Here is a 17,402-nt window from a genome sequence, read left to right on the forward strand (position 1 = left end):
GGGTGCCGGGGCCGGGTTGACCGGGGTTATCGGAGTGACCGGCTGATTCGGGTTCGGCCGCGGATTGACCGGGGTGATCGGAGTTACCGGCGCGCCCGGGGTAATCGGCGTCACCGGGTTGACCGGGGTCACCGGGGTTATCGGCGCCGGGTTGATCGGGGTGATCGGGGTAACCGGGGTGGGGTTCAGCGGGTCGAACGGTGTCGGCGGCACCGGTTCGAACGGAGTCGGGTTCACCGGGGTCACCGGCGCACCGGGAGTAATCGGTGTGTAGGGGTTGGCCGGCACCGGCTCGAATGGCGTCGCGGGCGGGATGACCGGCGACGGCCCATTCGGGGTCGGGACGACGATCGTCGGAACCTCGGGCGTCGGCGGGGTCACCTGGTGCAGCAGATCCGCCAGCGCGTTGTGCGGCGGTTTCCAATTCTTGGATGCCAGCACCTGTTCGGCCGTTTCGGCAACGACGCTGGTATTGGCGTTGTGGGTGGCGCGGACCAATTCATCGACCGCGGCCTGGCGCTGTTCGGCCTCCAAATCGGGGTCGTTCTCCAAAATGGTTATTTCCCGTTGCGCCCCGTCGACGTTGTTGCCGATATCGGATTTAGCCTGCACGATCAATCCGCCGATATGGCGATGCCAGGTAATGACGGTGGCAAGGTAATCCTGCAGCGTGCTCATTTCATTGAGATTGGTGCCGAGTGCGCCATTGGCGGCATTGGCGGCACCCCCCGACCAGACCCCACCTTCGAAGATTTCCACCTGCTGGCGCTTGGCGGCGTCCATGACGTCGGTGACCTGACGCAGCAGCTGGTTGTACTCCTGCGCACGGTCGTAGAAGGTGTCCTCGTTCGCTTCCGGCCATCCACCGGGCTCGAGCATTTGACCGGCGTACTCGCCCGTCGGCCTGGGAATGCCCATTGCTACTTTCCTTCCAACAACGTCATGCTTAACCAGCCTAACCGAGGTTATGGCCTGCTAGATGCGGCAATTTGGTGGAGCAATGCCGGGTGGCCGAGCCGTCGACAAGGCAAGCGTGGGCGCGTCTGCGCCCACGCTTGAAGGTGACCGGAAAAGCTTTAGGCCAGCCCGTGGTTCATCGTCTTGGACATGGCCTCCAACGCTGCGGTGAGTTGCTGGCCCGCCGCGTTGTTGTAGGCGCTCGCCGTGGCCTGGGCGTTCTGCAGCGCCTCGTTGACGCGGGCACCGACCACTTCGGCACCCACCTCTTTGATCAGGCCGTCGTCAATGCGAACACCGGTGAGCCATTGGTGCCCATTGATCGTGACTTCGACCGTTTTGGCCTCATCGGTGCCACGGAAAGACCCCGTGTTCATTTGGTTAAGCGTGCCGTCCAGCGCGGATTGGAACTGTCCTGCGAGGGCCAATACCTGCGCTACGTCGGGCGGAATTTCGTAGAAACTCACTTTGACTCCTTGCTGTCTTGCCGGCGGCGTTGACCGATGACGGCCTCGGTCCATTCTCTGTCTTCGGTGTAGAGCGCTTCGTCGTCACCGGTTGCGCCCTTGGACTTGGAACCTCCCTGGCCCTGGCCGTGCGCGCCCATCGGCATGCCCATGCCGCCGCCGGCCATTCCACTGCCGGCGGGCGCCTTACCCGCGCCCACACCGCCAATGTCGCCGGCAGACGCCGGACGCACGGACTCGCCGTCAATGCCGGTCGCGGGAGCCAACGGCATCGACGGCATACCACCGCCGCCGCCGCCACCACCCAGCGACATCGGCTTCACGCCCAGTTCCCCGGATAGGTTCGCCGCGGCCTCGCGCCCGGCGGCGGTCAGCTCGGCCGCGGTGCCGGCCGGCATACCGCCGCCGGCGCCGGCACCCGTCATCGGGGCCATCGGAGCCATCGGCGTGGTGCCGCCGGTACCGCCGGAGCCGTCGCTCGGCGGCATCAGGAAGCCCGGGATCAACCCCTGCGCCTGCGGTGGTGGCGGCGGGTCGATCTTGATCGCGCGCGGCGGCTTCTCGGGATTCACCGGTTCCAGCTCGGCCTTGGTGTTGTACTCCTTGAGTACCTTTTCCGAGGTCTGCTGGTACTCGGCGTAGAGCTTGATGGCTTGCTCTTGATACTTGGGGTCCTTCGACATCTCCTCGAGCTTGTTGATGTCCGCCAACGAGGGATGCGACCGCCTGGCCCAAACCTGAAGTTGTGCCATGTAGGTGGCTTGCTTGGACAGCCCCGCCGCCAGCTGCGCCATGTACATGATCCACTTCTTCTGCCCGTCCAGCGAGTCCTCGCAGGCCGTGGCCGCGTCGCCTTCCCAGTTGTCAAAACCGCGGAACCGCCGGATGTCGCCCTGCAGCGCCAGGTTGAGCGAATTCCACCCGTCGGCAAAGCCGGTCAACGACTGGCCCTGATCGCCCGATTCGAGCTTGGTCGCGGTGGATTTGAGGTCGCTGAAGTCCGGGTCGCCGGCCGCTGCGATCTTCGGGGTCTCCTGTAGCCCGGCCGAGCTGTCGCCGCCCTCGCCTACCGCCCCCTCCTCGTGCATCGACGCGTCGCCGTCGCTATTGAGCGCCGTCGCAGAATCCTCGTCGACGTCGCCGTAGGCCTTGGCCGCGTTGCGCAGCGATGTCGCCAACCGCGCGCGCTCGCGTGCGCCGGCCTCCAGGTAGAGCCGCATGTTCTGGGCGGACACGTCCATCTGTTTGGCCGCGTTCTGGGCCGCGGTGAGCGTGCACGGCGGCTGGGGAACATCAGTGGGTGGAACTGCCATCGGGGTTTCCACTTCGGTAGCCCGGTTCAGGATCTCTTGCTGATCCACCTTGACGGTCTGCGGCTGCGACATCTCGGTTCATCCTCCTTAGTGCTACAGCCATTATCGTCGCTGAGCGCCGGGGGTCCATGCACCAAAAAATTCGGCCTGCTCCGGCACTAGTCCGGCACTACTTGGGCACTACTCGGGCACTACTTGGGCACTACTTGGGCAAAGCCATCTGGAATCGGCTCTCCTCGGGCGGCAAAATCCGGCGGATCGGCAGCTCACGGTGCCGCGGCGTACCGATCAGGTTGTGCCGCAGAATCACCCGGTCGATGCCGGCGTGCGGACCCAGATAGGTCGTCACATTCGGCCACACCACCTTGGCAACCGGACCGGTGTGCGCACCGATCAACCGGGCGAATTCCTCGAACTGCGGCGCAACGGTGACAATCGCACCTGCGGCCGCCGCACGCACCGTGAACTGCGTAAATGTCTGGGCGTCGGGCAGGTTGATGCTGGAGTCGACGTCATCGAACGGCATGTAGACCGGACACCGGTTCACCGTTTCCCCGATCAGCACACCGGCCGAGCCGATTGGGATCTGGCAGTGCCGGTTGGCGACCAGGTCCTGGCCCACCAACGCCGGCCGCTGGCCACCGAACAGTCGGGTGAAGCCGCGCGGCGTCTTGGGCTTACCGATCGTTGTCAATAGGACCGTGGTCTGCGGCGGCATTTCCGGAGCGATCCGCACCCTGGTGATGGTGTGGTCGGCGCGGGCCGACCACCACAAATCCGGACCGCCGGGCGCGGTGTAGGCGGCGGTGTAGGCCTCGCGCCCCTGGATCATCGACCACTTCTCCCGCACGAAGCCGATGTCGGTGGCGTGGTCGTAGTCGTCGAAGCTGCGGCCGCACAGCGCGTCGACCCCGTGGCCGGCCAGGTTGTCGGCGATGCGAGTCGCCGAGGCCACCAGATACCGGGCCAGCCCGGAGACACCTTCGTCACGGCGCTGCGCCGACTTGTGCGCGGTTACCGGGTCGGCGCGCAGCATGATCCAGGTGCGCCGGTTGGCCGGCGCCGGGTCGGCCCCGATCACCTGCTGGTACAGACCCACCACGTCGGGCGTGGCGGTGTGGCCGACGCGGTATCCGGCCGACACCACATCGGCCTCGAGGTCCGGACAGTGCACCGCCAGCAGTTCCTGCAACAACCGGGTGTCCAGCACATCGTCGGTGTGCGCCTGCCCATCGACGATGACCGTCGGGGTGAACGGGCGCGCCTTGAGCTCGATGACCGCGATGAGGTGGTCGCGGCGCCAGCGCACCGCGACGTGATCTCCCGGCTTCACGGTGGCACCCACGACTGGCTCCGACGGAATGTCCGGCGGCTTGCGGCGCCGGCGCAGCCAGGCGAATACCGTTGCCACCCAACCGGTTACGCGACGGCCGAAGAAGGTGACGAAGGCGATGACGGCCAATGCCGCCGCGATCACGATGCCCACCCACCAATACCGCATGTGCAGGAAGAACAGGATGGCGGGCGGCGCCAGCACCGCGACGATCAACGTGTGGCCCGTGCTGAACCGCAGTCGGATGGGATTCCTCATGAGCTGTTCACCGGCGCCTCATGGCCCGCGCCGTCAGCGAACCCAGCCCCAGCGCAACCACCAGGCCGACCACCGTCAGCGTCACTACCGTGATCGGTCGACGATCGGGACCTGGCTCGATCACCGGTGGCGGAATTCGGCGGACCTCGTAGGGGATGGTCGGGGCGCCGGCCGGCATGTCCCACGTCAGCGCGGCCAGAGCGTTGATGACGCCGGCGCCGACGAGGTCGTCGACTCCCCCGCCGGGGTGGCGCGCGGTGGCGGTTATCCGGTTCATGATCTGAATCGGCGTCAGTTCCGGAAACCGCTGCCGCAGCAGCGCCGCCAGACCCGAGACATATGCCGCCGCAAAGGAAGTACCGGCGATGGGAACCGGACCCTCCTTGCCCTGCAGCGCGTTCACCGGCTCACCCCGGTCGCCCAGGGCCACGATGTTCTCCGCGGGCGCGGCTACGCCCACCCACGGTCCGTGCATCGAAAACGAACTCGGCACCCCGTTTTGGCCGATACCGCCGACGGTCAGCACCAACGGTGCGTACCACGCCGGCGTCACTATCGTCTGCACCTTGTTCCAGCCGCGCGGGTCGTTAGGCGTGGAGGCGTCGGGCAGTGGGTTCTGTGCGCAGTCGCCGCCGGCGTTGCCGGCGGCGACCACGATCACCGCGCCTTTGACGTTGACCGCGTAATTGATGGCCGCACCCAGTGTCGCCTCATCGATGGGCCGGCTCACCTTGTAGCAGGCCGCTTCACTGATGTTGATCACGCCGGCGCCCAGATTGGCGGCGTGCACGACGGCGCGGGCCAGGCTGCGGATGGATCCGGCGGCCGGGGTCGCGTTGGGGTCGTTGGGGTTGGGTTGCGAGCCGACGGGTTCGAAGGCCTCCGAGGTCTGCCGCAACGAGAGCAGCCGCGCGTCGGGCGCGACGCCGATGAACCCGTCGGTGGGTGCGGGCCGGCCGGCGATGATCGATGCGGTGAGCGTGCCGTGGGCATCGCAGTCGGACAAGCCGTTGCCGGCCTGATCGACGAAATCGCCGCCGGGCTCGGCGGGTACGCGCGGTGACGCGTTGACACCGGTGTCGATGACAGCGACCGTCACACCGGCCCCGGTGGCGAACTTGTGCGCATCGGTCACCCCGAGATAGGCGTTGCTCCAAGGCGGGTCGTGAAAGCTGGAATCCGGCAAAACCGTGGGCGCCGAACACAACACACGCTGTTCGGTGGGCTGGTCGGGCCCGGTCACGTCGGGCGGCACCGCGCCCGGATCGATGGAGGGCGGGGTGATCGCCAGTGCGGGCGGGGCGGCTCCGGCGGTCAGCAACGCTAGCGCCACCGTCATCAGCAAGATCCGGTGCACCCCCGAATCACTCCGTTCATTTAGCGGCGTTGGCGTGCGTGTCACGTCTGCGTGCAGTTTAGACGTAACAAGTGCGTAAACGGAGTAGCTCCAGCAATCGAGTGTGCGTGCTGGGCGGGGCTGCAGCTCCGGCGGCGCCATGGGGTCACTTTCGAAGCCGCGGATGCACACTCAAGATGCACGCTCAAAGGGCTATCGGCACATGCTTTTCCGCGCACGCCTCGCCTACCGCCTTGACGACGTCCTCGGTCCGCAGCGTCTGCAGATCCTCGACGGTCACCGAGCCTTTGGCGCTGCGATGCTGGGCGGCCACCCGCGAATCCCGCAGCCGTTCGGCACGCTCGACCACGTTGCGGGCAAAGCGCCCGTTGTGCATGGCGTCGATGCCGTGCGCGCCGTCGGGTGCGGTGTAGGTCCTTAGCGTCGTACAGGCTTGGGCCAGCGCTTCGGCGGCCGCGGGCTCGATGACAGTGGCCCGCGGCTTGCCGTAGCGAACCGCGATTTCCACCAGCTCGCCCGGGCTGTAGGACTCGAACCGCAACTTGCGGTTGAACCGGCCGCCCAGACCCGGGTTGACGGTGAGGAACTCGTCGACTTCCTTCTCGTATCCCGCGCCGATGAAGCAGAAGTCGAACCGGTGCACCTCGAGCGCCACCAGCAACTGGTTGACGGCTTCCATGCCGATCATGTCCGGCCGGCCGTCTTGGTGTCGCTCCACCAGCGAATAGAACTCGTCCATGAACAGGATCCGGCCCAGGGAGCGATTGATGAGTTCGTTGGTCTTGGGTCCCGACGCCCCGATGTGTTCGCCACAGAAATCGGCGCGCTTGACTTCGATGATCTCGGGATGCCGGACGATCCCCAGCCCGGCGTAAATCTTCCCCAGTGCCTCGGCGGTGGTGGTCTTACCGGTGCCGGGCGGTCCCACCAGCAGCATGTGGTTGGTCTGGTTGGCCACCGGCAGCCCGGCCGCCAGCCGCAGCGCCCTAACCTCGATCTGGTCCTCGAGCTCGGCGACCGCGCGTTTGACCTCGGCCAGGCCGACCTGGTTATCCAGCAGCGCACGCCCGTCCTCCAGAAGTTCGGTGCGCCGCTCCTGATGCTCGGCCTCGGTGCGCTGCTGGGCGGAACGCTGAGTGCTCACATCCCACTTGTCGGTCCGAGTTGCGATCGTCTGCTCGTCGGTGATGACCAACTCCAGCGTGGAGTCGGCCAGCGCCTGTTTGGCCGGCGCGGTCAGCGCACCGTTGATGGTCGCCCTGGATAACCACACCTGCGCCTTGTGTTCTTCGCCGAGCTGGCGATGCGCCATGCCGCGCACATACGCCAAATCTGCTGCTATCAAAGGAAAGTCGTTCGGGTCGATGGCGGTGATCGTCATGTCGTTGCGGTCGCGGCGCGACTGCGTCGGACTCTGGTGTGCCGCGCGCACCTCGACCCGGTCGGTCCAGTCCAGCGCGACCCGCGACTGGCCGAGGTGCGCGGCAGCATGCGCGGCCAGCGCGCAGGTTGCCGCCGTCACCGCGGCCATGATGATGGCCTGCGGCGGTAGTACGGTCGCCGCCACCGAGATCACATCGGGCCAGCGCTGCGCGGCGAACATCAGATACGCCTCGATGTACTGCTGCCACTGGTGGTTCTCCCAGGTGTCCAACAGCACGGGATCCGCAAGCAGCCCTTGGGCTTTCTCGTACTGTCGATCGTCGATTAGGGCGCTGGCCAGTGCCAGGCCGGCGTGGGACGACTCGGTCACCGAGATCGACAGGTACGGCCCGGCCTTGATGGGGGCGGAGAGGCGTACGCCGAGCCGGTTGGTCTCCCGGTGTAGCCGGTTGCCGTAGGCGTAGAGCTGTTGCACCGTCGACAATGTTTCGTCGCCCGCGGCGATCCGGCCGAGCCAGGCGTCGGCCATCGACGGGTCGATTTCGGTGGCTTCCCGAAATTGCCCCCCCGCCGCGGCAATATCCTTGTCCAACAACGTCATTGCCTGATCGAACCGCTTGCGTGCGGCGGCCGTTGTCGTGCTGCCAGCCATCATGGCGTATCCACCGTTTCCAGTTCGGCGCTGCGCAGAGACACCGGTTCCGACGAGACGTAGCGGTTCTCGGCGCGGAACAATTCCACCTCGACCGTGTGTACCTGGCCGGCCGCTGTCACTTCAATGGTGGCCGGACCCTTCTGGGTGACAACGACATTGGCGCCACCCCGGTACGGCGTGTCCGGATCACCCACGGAGATCAGCGTATTCGGGCGCGGCGCCGGGGTGAGCGTGCCGTCGACGATGCTGACCGTGGTCCCCGATACCGGCTTGGCCTGGTCGCTGACCGCAATGTCGGGCATCCGAACGCTGGCCCACCGCTGCAGGTTTCGGGTATGCACGGTGACCCGCTCCCCCGCCCCGGCCAGCCGCACCACGATCCGTTTGGCCAGCGAGTCGTCGGCGGCGATGTGCACACGGCTGAATTCGCCCGGATCATCCAGCGGCAGCATCAGCCGGTTCCCGCCACCGACCTTGCCGAGCAACACACCCGACGGCCCGATCGGTACGACGAGCGGACCCGTCAGCGATCCACGCCGGATGCCGCGCAGCGCCGGCCGCGGACCACACAGATTGGCCGCGACGGCCTGGGCCTGCTCGCCGGGCAACGTCTGCAGCATGGTGCTCGGGGGCGCGGTCGGTGGCTGCCCGCTGCGCACCGTCAGCGTGGCCGCTGCCGTGCCGTCACCGAAAAGCGTGGTGTTCTGGGTGATTCCGTCGGCCCGCATGGACCAGGCCTGGGCCAGCTTTTCGCCGGTGATATTGCCGGGCCTATACCAGTAGGTGGTCAGCCAGCCGCCGTCCCCGCGCACCGAGCGCCAGCGCCGATTCAGTACTTGCAGGGCCGAACGCCCCAGCCTGCGCTCCATCTCGACGATGTCGGTCGCGGTCGCCACCTTCGCCCGGATGCCCTGCTGCCGCATTGCCGAACAGATCCGCTGCGCGGCCGCCAGGGCCGCGGTGCCGACCGAGGCGCGGCCCTGCAGCGCTTCGGCATTCTCGAGAGCACAGATTCGCACGACGAGCCAGGTTTCACGCTGACCTGCATACGGTGGGGTGCCGATCAGCGTGTCGTACACGCGCGGGTAGTCGCCCGTGCTGCGGCGGCGCGCGCCCGCACTGACCACGCTGAGCGATTCCACTTGCAGCCCAAGGCTTTGCCGCAACAGCGCCTGCAAATCCGTGAGGTCGAAGGCGTTCTCGGTGACGGTGGTGGTCGATCCGGTGAACAACGTCGGCGTGTGGGCCTTTCCGAGCAGTTGCACCGCGGCCACGGCCACGCCGTCCTGAAAGCGGACCCCGCCGCCGGCGCGGTCGTTGGCCACCGTGCGGGGCTCGGTCCACTCGATCGGCTGGTTGCGACGCAGCCACAGATTCAGCCACGACCACAGCGGCTGGCCCCGCCACCGAATGACGCCGCACACCATCCCCACCGCCAAACCGGTTGCGGCACCGAAGTATCCGCCGATCGCCCAGCCCGTCAGCACGGATACGAAGATGCCGACGATGATCGCCAGCCGGGTCGGGGCGCTCATCGGTGCCGCCGCGCGCGAGCGATCAACGACGCCACCGCGATCGCTGCCAGCACGACGCCGGCGAACGCGATGGCGATGGCGCGGGCGCGGTGATCCGGCGGTGGCGGCGGCGCGGCCGGCGTAATGATCCGGTTGTGCGCTGACGGCGGAAGCCGTTCTCCCGCAGGCACATCGAACGTCAGCGCGGCCACCGGATCGACCACTCCGTAGCCGACCTGGTTGTCGACGCCGCGCGGCGGGTTGTGCGCCGTCTGCACGATCCGGTTGATGATCTGGTGTGCCGATAGGCCCGGATACTTGGCCCGCACCAAAGCGGCCACCCCGCTGACGTAGGCCGCCGAGAAGCTGGTGCCCCAGATCGGCATGTTCTTGTCGCCCGGGTGAATTGGCGGGTAGCCGTTGACCGGTCCCCCGGTTTGCGGCGACAACCCCATGATGCCGATGCCCGGAGCCGCGGCCGCCACCCACGGACCGGCCAGGCTCTTGGCCAGCGGAGCACCCGTATTGTCCACCGCCCCAACCGATAACACGTAGTCGGAGAACCACGACGGCGACGAGACCGTTTTGACCTGATGCCAATCGCGGGAGTCTGCCGGGTTCAACGGATCGAACGACGGGTTTTGAGCGCAGCCATCCTCGCTGTCATTGCCCGCGGCGGCGACGATCAGGGCGTCTTTGACGGTGGCGGCATACCAGACGGCGGCGCCGATGGCCGCTTGGTCGAGTGGGTCAGCAGCCGAAACGCACGATGTGACACTGATGTTGATCACCTTGGCACCCATGTTGGCGGCGTGCACGATCGCGCTGGCGAGTGTCGTGATCGAACCGGCCTTCTTGCGCACCTCCGAGTCGCCCGGTCCGGGGTTGACCGGTTCGTATGCCCGCGAGGACTGGCGGATGGACATGATCACCGCGTGCGGCGCGACGCCGACGACGCCGTCGGGGGCGCCCGGCGGCAGCGGGGGTACCTCGGGATCGTCGGGCGCGCCGTTGCCCGGATCCCCTGGGCCATTGGATGGTTCGTCCGGTGGTGGAGGCGGCGGCGCCGGTTTGGTCTCGGTGATAGTCACCGGCGTGGGCGGCGGTGGGGGCGCCGCCGGCGGTGGCGGTCCGCCCGGCGGCGGTGGTGCCGAGTCGGTCGCCGGCGGGGCCGCCGGCGGCGGAAAGGCCGGGGCGCTGGGCATCGGTGCGGGCATCGGGCTGCCTTGCGGGGCCGCTCCGATCACCGAGGCCACGATGGTGCCATGGGCGTCGCAGTCCATCAGGCCGTCGCCGCCCATGATGTAGTCGCCGCCGGGGACCACCCGCAGCCGCGGACTGGGGTTGATCCCGGTGTCGATGACGGCCACCGGCACACCATTGCCGGTCGAGTACTGCCAGGCCTTGCTGATGTTGAGCATGGTGAAGCCGGGTGCGGTGACCGCCAGATTGGGATCGGCGACGGTGATGGTCCGCGCGCACATGTTGCTCTGCCGCATCGGCTGCTCTGCGGCCGGTCTGCCGTCCGCCGGTACCCGCGCGGGATCGATGCTGGGCGGCGGAATCGCCTGTGCCGCAGGAAGGCTCGCTAACATCGCCACGAGCGCGCTGGACAGGACCGTCGCGCAGATGCGCCGGAGTTGGGTCATCGCATGCGCACCCAGGTGAACAATCCACCTATCCAGGCCGCCAACGGAAGGGCGGCGATGATGGCCGCGATCTCCAGCCACTCGGCGGTCATCCGCACCAGCGGAGTGAACCTGGTAACCGGGACCAGCAGCGCCGCGATCAGGCCGGCGCCGCCGAAAGCGGCCAATGCCAACACGCCCCACACCAGCGGCTGGCCCGATGCCGCCGGTTCATGCCCGACGTATTTGACGACACCGACGCAGGCCGCCGCCGCCGCACCGCACACCAGCGCCACGGCCTGGCGCTTGTCGGCGAACGCACGGCCCCTGCTGACGAAGATCACCACGAACAGCCCGGCCAGGACGGCGGCCGCGGTACCGCGGTCGCGCCCCGGCATCAAAGTTGCCCACACCGCGGCGGGCAGTGCCAACCCGGCCGCCACGCAGATTCCGGTCAGTACGTGATTGGCCCGTACCGCTGCCGCTGCAATCTGCGCGCCGCGCGGGGTGGTGTCGGGATTGACGTCGTCTTCGGCACTTTCGGCCGCGTCGTTGACCGGCGACACCGCATCGACCGGCAGGCCGGCGCTGCGCCGGAACAAGTCCCGCCCGGTGATGGAGCCGAAGTACGGGGGCCGGATGCGGGCGACCCACAGTGCGATCGTCGGCGCCATAGTCAGCAACAGCAGCAGCGCAACCAGCGTGCACATCCCCAGCCACTGGGCCGGGATCGGCCACCACATCCTGGCCGCGGCGACGATGCCACCGAGTCCGCACAAGGTCACCACCGTCGACGCAACATTGACGTGCCGGCGCGTCGCCGCGGCCATGCCACACGTCAGCACGCCAACCGCGAGCGCGGTGATGAACAGGTGCGCGGCGCCAAGACGGCCCGGCGCGCCGGCGCCCAGGGCAACCGCCAGCAGCGGCACGGCCAGCCACCCGAATCCGTCCAGCATGTCGGTGCGCTGCGGCCACCAGCGCCACACCGCGACCGCGCCGCCGGCGGACAGCAAGCCAAGTGTTCCGGTCACCAGCGTGGGAGTCAGCGAGTCGACGGAGATGCGTTGGCGCACGGCAAGTCCCAGCACGGTCGCCCCGATCATGGTCAGGATCGCCAGCGCCGTGTGCGCGGCGGTCTGCACCGTGACCGGTTCGAAGAGCGACTTGGCGACCCGGGCCAGTCCGGTCGACAGCGACTCGTACTGCGGTTCGAACGACTCGCCCTGGGCCGCCGGCACCAGGGCCAAGGTGGCGCCGTCCTCGACGCCGAGTTCGTCGAGGGTCTTGGTGATGTCCAGGCGAACGCCGTTGGCCTTGTGCAGTTCGTAGCCGATGCCGGACTCGAGCCCGGCCAGGCCCCGGCGCTTCAGCTCGTCATTGAGCAGTTCGACGACGTTGTCGATGAAGACCTCGATCGGCACCGACGCCGGATAGACCTGCGAGACAAGGTGTTCGCCGCATACGACGGCGACGGCGCAGCGCGCCGGAAACGAGACCTTCGCCATTAATGCGGCCTGTCGGCATCCGGAATGTACTTGTCGGCCAGGATCGCGGTGATTTCGAAGAGCCGCAGCCGGGTCCTCTTCTTCAGCTCGTGGCGGGTGTCGATGATCCCGCCCTTGGCGAGATACGGGTCATACGGCATGAATTCGACGCTGGCACCGGACTGACCGAACCGCTCGGTCAGGTACGCGCGCGCATTCGGGTCGTACTTGTTGCGGCTGTCGTTCAGCACCACCATGCTGCGGGAGACCAATTCGTGGTATCCCATCGAACGCAGCAGATCGATCGCGCGCGTCACCGGAAGCGACGTGTCGGCGGTCAAGCCGGACACGAAAACCAGTGCGTCGCAGGAATCCAGGACGGCTTTCATCACCGGGTGCTCCAGGTCGTCGGAGGTGTCCACCACGATGACGGTGTGGGTGCGGCGCAGCCGTGAGAGCACTCCGGTGAACATCGACGGAACCAGCGGCCGGGGTTGGTCCGACACGCGGTTGCCGGCCAGCACATCGAGTCCAATGCTGTTCTGTCCCAAGTGTTCCCGGATATCCGCGTACCCCTGGACGTCGGTGTCGTTGAGGACGGCCGAGTAGTCACCCGGTGGGGATTCGTCGATGCGCCCGGCCAGCGTCCCGAAGCCGGGTGCCGCGTCGACGGCGACGATGTTGTCGGGCCGGCATTCCCGGAACGCCGCGCCGATGCATGCGGTCATGGTGGTCTTGCCGACGCCGCCCTTCCCGGAGACGACGCCGATGACGTACTGCTTGCGGATGTGGCGCCGGATGCGCTCCTGCAGTTCGCGGTAGTGCCGTTCGGCCGGCGATTCGCCCAGATTTATGGTGCGAAAGGACAAGCCGTAGATGACCTTTCGCCAACCGGCGCCTGGCGGAATCTTGCGTGGCGCAACCATATCCGAGATGCGCAGTGTTCCCGACACGGAATCCTGATGCTGGTGACGCGGGGCGTCCCGCTGCAACTGCATCGATCCGGCTTCTTCTAACACTTGTGGATACCTCTCGACTACACGACTTTTCGGTACGAATGCCATTCCTGGTCGGCGGGCAGACGCCGCAGCATGTGGTTGATCGCGGTGGCGATGTTGCTCTTGGTGCCGGGGGCGACGATCATCCACTTCTTCCCGGCCGATTGGACGTCCTCGGCGATGAGGCGCCCCTCCGGGATGTCGATAATGGTCACTGCGCTGCCGTCGATGTGTGTTCGCCGGCTTTGGCCCGTCGCCACTCCGGACTGAATGGCGATGATGGACGCCTGGGCCGATTGACCGGGATCTGTGGCGAGCCGCAGGGTGCGCAGCTGATCGGCGTCCAGCCGCTGATCGGCCAGGAAGGCGGCGAACCCCTCGTGGGTGGTGGCCGCCGCGCGCAGGGCGTCGGAGTCCAGAGTGACCGGCCGCAGCGGCGCCGCCGCGTTTTCACCGCACAGCCGCGCGATCTGCGCGTTGAGCACTGCGCTGGCGGCTCCTTCGGCGTTGGCGATTCCCGCGCCGCTGATGCGAATGAGATCCGCGGATCGTTCCAGCACCACCCACCACTGCGCGAACCTGGCCAACAGCACGCACGCCGGCTCCTCGTCTTCGGGTGTGCGGATCTGCAGCAACAGCGCGATGTCACGCCGAGACAGCACGGTCAGCCACTCCACCACGGTGCTGTCCACCGCGTCGGACTCGTCGATAACACCGGCTGCCTTCAGCTCGGCGGTCACGGGATGCGCCAACGCCAGGTGCTTCGGCTCGACGCTGGGCAGGAGCGGGCGCAGGCCCAACTCAGGGGCGATGGACTCGATGCCGGTGAGCACTTGCAGGGCCCAGAGCCCGTCGACGGTGGTGGTTAACACGTTGTCCTCAACATAGGCGGCGGGCGCACGCACAGCGTGCGCCCGCCAACCCTCTTCACAGGTTCTTCGCAGTCGTTACCCGAACAAGGTGCCCATCTGCGCATCGCACGCCTGGGCCATCTCGTCGACGCTGTGCACGGTGTGGGCGTGCCGGCTGACGGTCTGGATCAGGTCTTCCAGACCGTGCAGCATCTGCTGCTGCGCGTCGAAGAAGGCGGTCGCGCCGTGGCCTTGGAAGAAGTCGCCGAGCGCCTGGGTCATGTTGAGGACATCACTGTGGATCTCCATCAACTGCGCCGCTTGTGAGCCGACCTCGCCGGCGAAGCCGACGACGGCGCCGTGGTTGTAGACGATCTGATCTGCCATGACAGTGCTTCCTTACTGGATAGTTCTGATGGGATTGGGGCTTTAAACGGCCTGGGCGCCGCCGCCGAAGACACCGTTGAGGTTGTGGGCGGCATCGGCTTCGTGGTTTTCCATCAGGACCGCGGCCTGGCCGAGCCCATGTGCCAGCCGCTGGCCGCCGTTCATGATCTGCTGCAGATCGTGGTGGATCTGGCCGGCGGTGTTGAGGGACGTGGTGCCGGCATCGCCGGCCCATCCGGTGCCGCTGATGATGTTCTCGTGGCCACTGAGGTACTGATTGGCGATTGCAGCGGCCTCCTGCAGTCGCGTTTCAATGCGCTGCTGAGTGCTTCGCAGCAGTTCCGGAGTGACGATGGTCGCGTTTGCCATAATTTACGTCTCCCTCAATTAATTGCGCTTCCCGAGCCGGGATCTCGGTAAAGCTAGACCAGCCGCAGCCGCCTGTCACTTCACCCGTTCACCGGTCCGAATGGCACCCGAACAGGCCGTTTAGCCGTCACCACAGTTCAGCGCCTGTCAAACGGTAGCGGATGTGCGCGCGTGCTGCCGTGCGAGTTGCACCACACACGGAAGAGCCAGCAGATTGACAGCAGTTAGCTGGACTTCACAATGCGGCGGCGCCGTCGGCGCTGCCGTCGCCGTCGCTGTCGGTGAGCCGGATGTTCCAGCGGCCGTCGCCGTCGGTATCCACGTATCCGGTCACGCCGCCCTCCCCCGCACACAGCACGCGGTCGGCGACCCCGTCGCCGTCGGTGTCGAACAGCCGGTCGTCCGGGTGACCGCGGCCGTCGAAATCGACCAACGGACCGCCGGTGTGCTCGACTCCGTCGAGGCCGAACCAGCGCACCGAGCCGCGGTGGTCGACGGCCACCGCCCACGTCCCCGATCCGTCGTCGGTGAAGTAGCTTTCCGGGGTCCCGTCGTTGTCGAGGTCGAGAACGGCATGGTCGGCCATGCCGTCGCCGTCGAAGTCGGCCAGCGCGTCGTCGCGCATGCCGTCGCCGTCGAAATCCAAACCGATGGCGTCGAGCCGGCCGTCATGGTCCAGGTCGAGCTCGGGCGGGTGGTTCCAGATGGCCGCGGTCCCGTCGTCGCCGCCCATGCAGTACTCCACGACTGTTCAGACGCGGCGCTACGGCGAAGCGTTCCCCCGGGTTTTCCACCAGGCCAACAATTCGGCCTTCGCTTCCTCGTGGGTCAACGGCCCGCGGTCCAGCCGCAGCTCCTTCAGAAACCGCCACGCCTCGCCAACCTGCGGTCCGGCCGGAATGTCGAGCAGCGTCATGATCTCGTTGCCGTCCAGATCCGGGCGCACCCGGTCCAGGTCCTCCTGGGCGGCCAGCTCGGCGATGCGCTGTTCGAGCCGGTCGTAGTTGCCCCGCAGCCGCGCCGCGCGGCGCTGGTTGCGGGTGGTGCAGTCGGCGCGCACCAGCTTGTGCAGTCGTCCCAGCAGCGGCCCGGCGTCGGTGACGTAGCGGCGTACGGCCGAGTCGGTCCACTTCCCGTCGCCATAGCCGTGGAAGCGCAGATGCAGATACACCAGCTGCGACACGTCGTCGACCATCTGCTTGGAGTACTTCAGCGCCCGCATCCGCTTGCGGACCATCTTGGCGCCCACCACCTCGTGGTGGTGAAAACTCACCCCGCCGTTGGGCTCGTGCCGACGGGTGGCGGGCTTGCCGATGTCGTGCAGCAGCGCCGCCCAGCGCAACACCAGATCCGGGCCTCCCTCGGGAAGGGGGTCTTCGAGCGCGATCGCCTGGCGCAGCACGGTCAGCGAATGCTGGTAGACGTCCTTGTGCTGGTGGTGTTCGTCGATGGCCATCTGCATGCCGCCGATCTCGGGCAGCACCACCTGGCCCATCCCGGTCTGCACCAGCAGGTCGATCCCGGCGACCGGGTCGTCGCCCAGCAGCATCTTGTCCAGCTCGGCGGCCACCCGTTCGGCGCTGATGCGGGCCAGCTGCGGGGCCATCTCCTCGATTGCGGTGCGCACCCGCGGCGCAACGGTGAAGCCGAGCTGCGCGACGAAACGCGCGGCGCGCAGCATCCGCAGCGGGTCGTCGCCGAAAGACACCGACGGCGCCGACGGGGTGTCCAGCACCCGGGCGCGTAGCGCCACCAAACCGCCGAGGGGATCGAGGAATTCGCCGGGGCCGTTCGGTGTGACGCGCACCGCCATCGCGTTGACGGTGAAGTCGCGACGTACCAGGTCGTCGTCCAGGTTGTCGCCGAAGCGCACCTGCGGATTGCGTGACACCTGGTCGTAGGCGTCGGCGCGAAAGGTGGTGATCTCCAGCCGGTAGTCGTCCTTGCCGGCGCCGACGGTGCCGAATTGGATCCCGGTGTCCCACATCGCATCGGCGAACGGCCGCACGATCTTCTGCACCTGCTCGGGGCGCGCATCGGTGGTGAAGTCGAGATCTGGGCTGAGCCGGCCCAACAATGCGTCGCGCACCGAACCGCCGACCAGATACAGCTCGTGACCCGCGACGTCGAACGCCGCGCCCAGGTCACGCAGCACGGTGGCGTGCTGATGCAGGGTGACCGCGGCAGCGGTCAGCAGCTCGGCATCGTGGGCGGCATGAGACACGTTCGATCAGCCTAGTCGGGCGACGATGCGGGCCGGGACGGCCCGAGGAGAAGCCCGACAATCCAGCCCCGTCGGGCGACGATGCGGGCCGGGACGACCCGAGGAGGAGCCCGACAATTCAGCCCCGTCGGCGATTTGGCTCCGTCAACGCAGGCTCGGTACGCCGGCCACCCACCGGCCACCCACCTGCCAACCGGCGAGTACATCAGGAACACCCGCCC

Annotated in this window: 14 protein-coding genes and 1 pseudogene; all 15 read right to left on the reverse strand. The window is 67.4% G+C overall.

The window, feature by feature from the left end:
- Window positions 1-918, reverse strand: a pseudogene (locus BST12_RS07825) (secretion protein EspK); the annotation flags it as partial.
- Window positions 919-1,076: 158 nt separating this feature from the next.
- On the reverse strand, window positions 1,077-1,424 hold the full coding sequence (locus BST12_RS07830) for a YbaB/EbfC family nucleoid-associated protein (protein WP_083112552.1): 348 nt from the start codon (window positions 1,422-1,424) through the stop codon (window positions 1,077-1,079).
- A complete protein-coding gene (gene espB / locus BST12_RS07835) occupies window positions 1,421-2,809 on the reverse strand; it encodes an EspB family ESX-1 secretion system-associated protein (protein WP_083112553.1) in 1,389 nt (462 codons plus the stop codon). The genes BST12_RS07830 and espB overlap by 4 nt, the downstream gene beginning before the upstream one ends.
- Before the next feature lie 130 nt (window positions 2,810-2,939).
- Window positions 2,940-4,328 (reverse strand): type VII secretion protein EccE, encoded by a 1,389-nt coding sequence (gene eccE / locus BST12_RS07840; RefSeq protein ID WP_083112554.1) that lies wholly within the window; start codon window positions 4,326-4,328, stop codon window positions 2,940-2,942.
- A gap of 7 nt (window positions 4,329-4,335) precedes the next feature.
- Window positions 4,336-5,685, reverse strand: a complete 1,350-nt coding sequence (gene mycP / locus BST12_RS07845; protein WP_083112555.1) for a type VII secretion-associated serine protease mycosin — start codon at window positions 5,683-5,685, stop codon at window positions 4,336-4,338.
- A gap of 184 nt (window positions 5,686-5,869) precedes the next feature.
- A complete protein-coding gene (gene eccA / locus BST12_RS07850; RefSeq protein ID WP_083112660.1) occupies window positions 5,870-7,720 on the reverse strand; it encodes a type VII secretion AAA-ATPase EccA in 1,851 nt (616 codons plus the stop codon).
- Complete coding sequence (eccE, locus tag BST12_RS07855) at window positions 7,720-9,258, reverse strand: type VII secretion protein EccE (RefSeq protein WP_083112556.1); 1,539 nt, start codon at window positions 9,256-9,258, stop codon at window positions 7,720-7,722. The genes eccA and eccE (BST12_RS07855) overlap by 1 nt, the downstream gene beginning before the upstream one ends.
- Entirely contained in the window at window positions 9,255-10,886 is a 1,632-nt protein-coding gene (mycP, locus tag BST12_RS07860; RefSeq protein ID WP_083112557.1) for a type VII secretion-associated serine protease mycosin, read from the reverse strand. Before mycP (BST12_RS07860) ends, eccE (BST12_RS07855) begins: the two co-directional genes overlap by 4 nt.
- Window positions 10,883-12,373 carry a type VII secretion integral membrane protein EccD gene (gene eccD, locus BST12_RS07865; RefSeq protein WP_083112558.1) on the reverse strand — a complete coding sequence of 497 codons (1,491 nt, stop codon included), beginning with the start codon at window positions 12,371-12,373 and terminating at the stop codon, window positions 10,883-10,885. Before eccD ends, mycP (BST12_RS07860) begins: the two co-directional genes overlap by 4 nt.
- On the reverse strand, window positions 12,373-13,350 hold the full coding sequence (locus tag BST12_RS07870) for a MinD/ParA family ATP-binding protein (RefSeq protein ID WP_211281235.1): 978 nt from the start codon (window positions 13,348-13,350) through the stop codon (window positions 12,373-12,375). The genes eccD and BST12_RS07870 overlap by 1 nt, the downstream gene beginning before the upstream one ends.
- A gap of 38 nt (window positions 13,351-13,388) precedes the next feature.
- Complete coding sequence (locus BST12_RS07875; protein ID WP_083112662.1) at window positions 13,389-14,222, reverse strand: ESX secretion-associated protein EspG; 834 nt, start codon at window positions 14,220-14,222, stop codon at window positions 13,389-13,391.
- Window positions 14,223-14,297: 75 nt separating this feature from the next.
- Window positions 14,298-14,588: a WXG100 family type VII secretion target gene (locus BST12_RS07880; protein ID WP_083112559.1), complete on the reverse strand. Its 291-nt coding sequence runs from the start codon at window positions 14,586-14,588 to the stop codon at window positions 14,298-14,300.
- Between the two features lie 42 nt (window positions 14,589-14,630).
- A complete protein-coding gene (locus BST12_RS07885) occupies window positions 14,631-14,957 on the reverse strand; it encodes a WXG100 family type VII secretion target (RefSeq protein WP_083112560.1) in 327 nt (108 codons plus the stop codon).
- Window positions 14,958-15,192: 235 nt separating this feature from the next.
- Window positions 15,193-15,702 carry a pullulanase gene (locus tag BST12_RS07890; RefSeq protein WP_083112561.1) on the reverse strand — a complete coding sequence of 170 codons (510 nt, stop codon included), beginning with the start codon at window positions 15,700-15,702 and terminating at the stop codon, window positions 15,193-15,195.
- A gap of 18 nt (window positions 15,703-15,720) precedes the next feature.
- The gene (locus BST12_RS07895; protein ID WP_083112562.1) at window positions 15,721-17,181 is read right to left on the reverse strand and encodes a CCA tRNA nucleotidyltransferase; all 1,461 of its coding nucleotides are present in this window, start codon (window positions 17,179-17,181) and stop codon (window positions 15,721-15,723) included.
- Window positions 17,182-17,402 lie beyond the last annotated feature (221 nt).

Source organism: Mycobacterium angelicum, from assembly GCF_002086155.1.
Classification (GTDB): Bacteria; Actinomycetota; Actinomycetes; order Mycobacteriales; family Mycobacteriaceae; genus Mycobacterium; species Mycobacterium angelicum.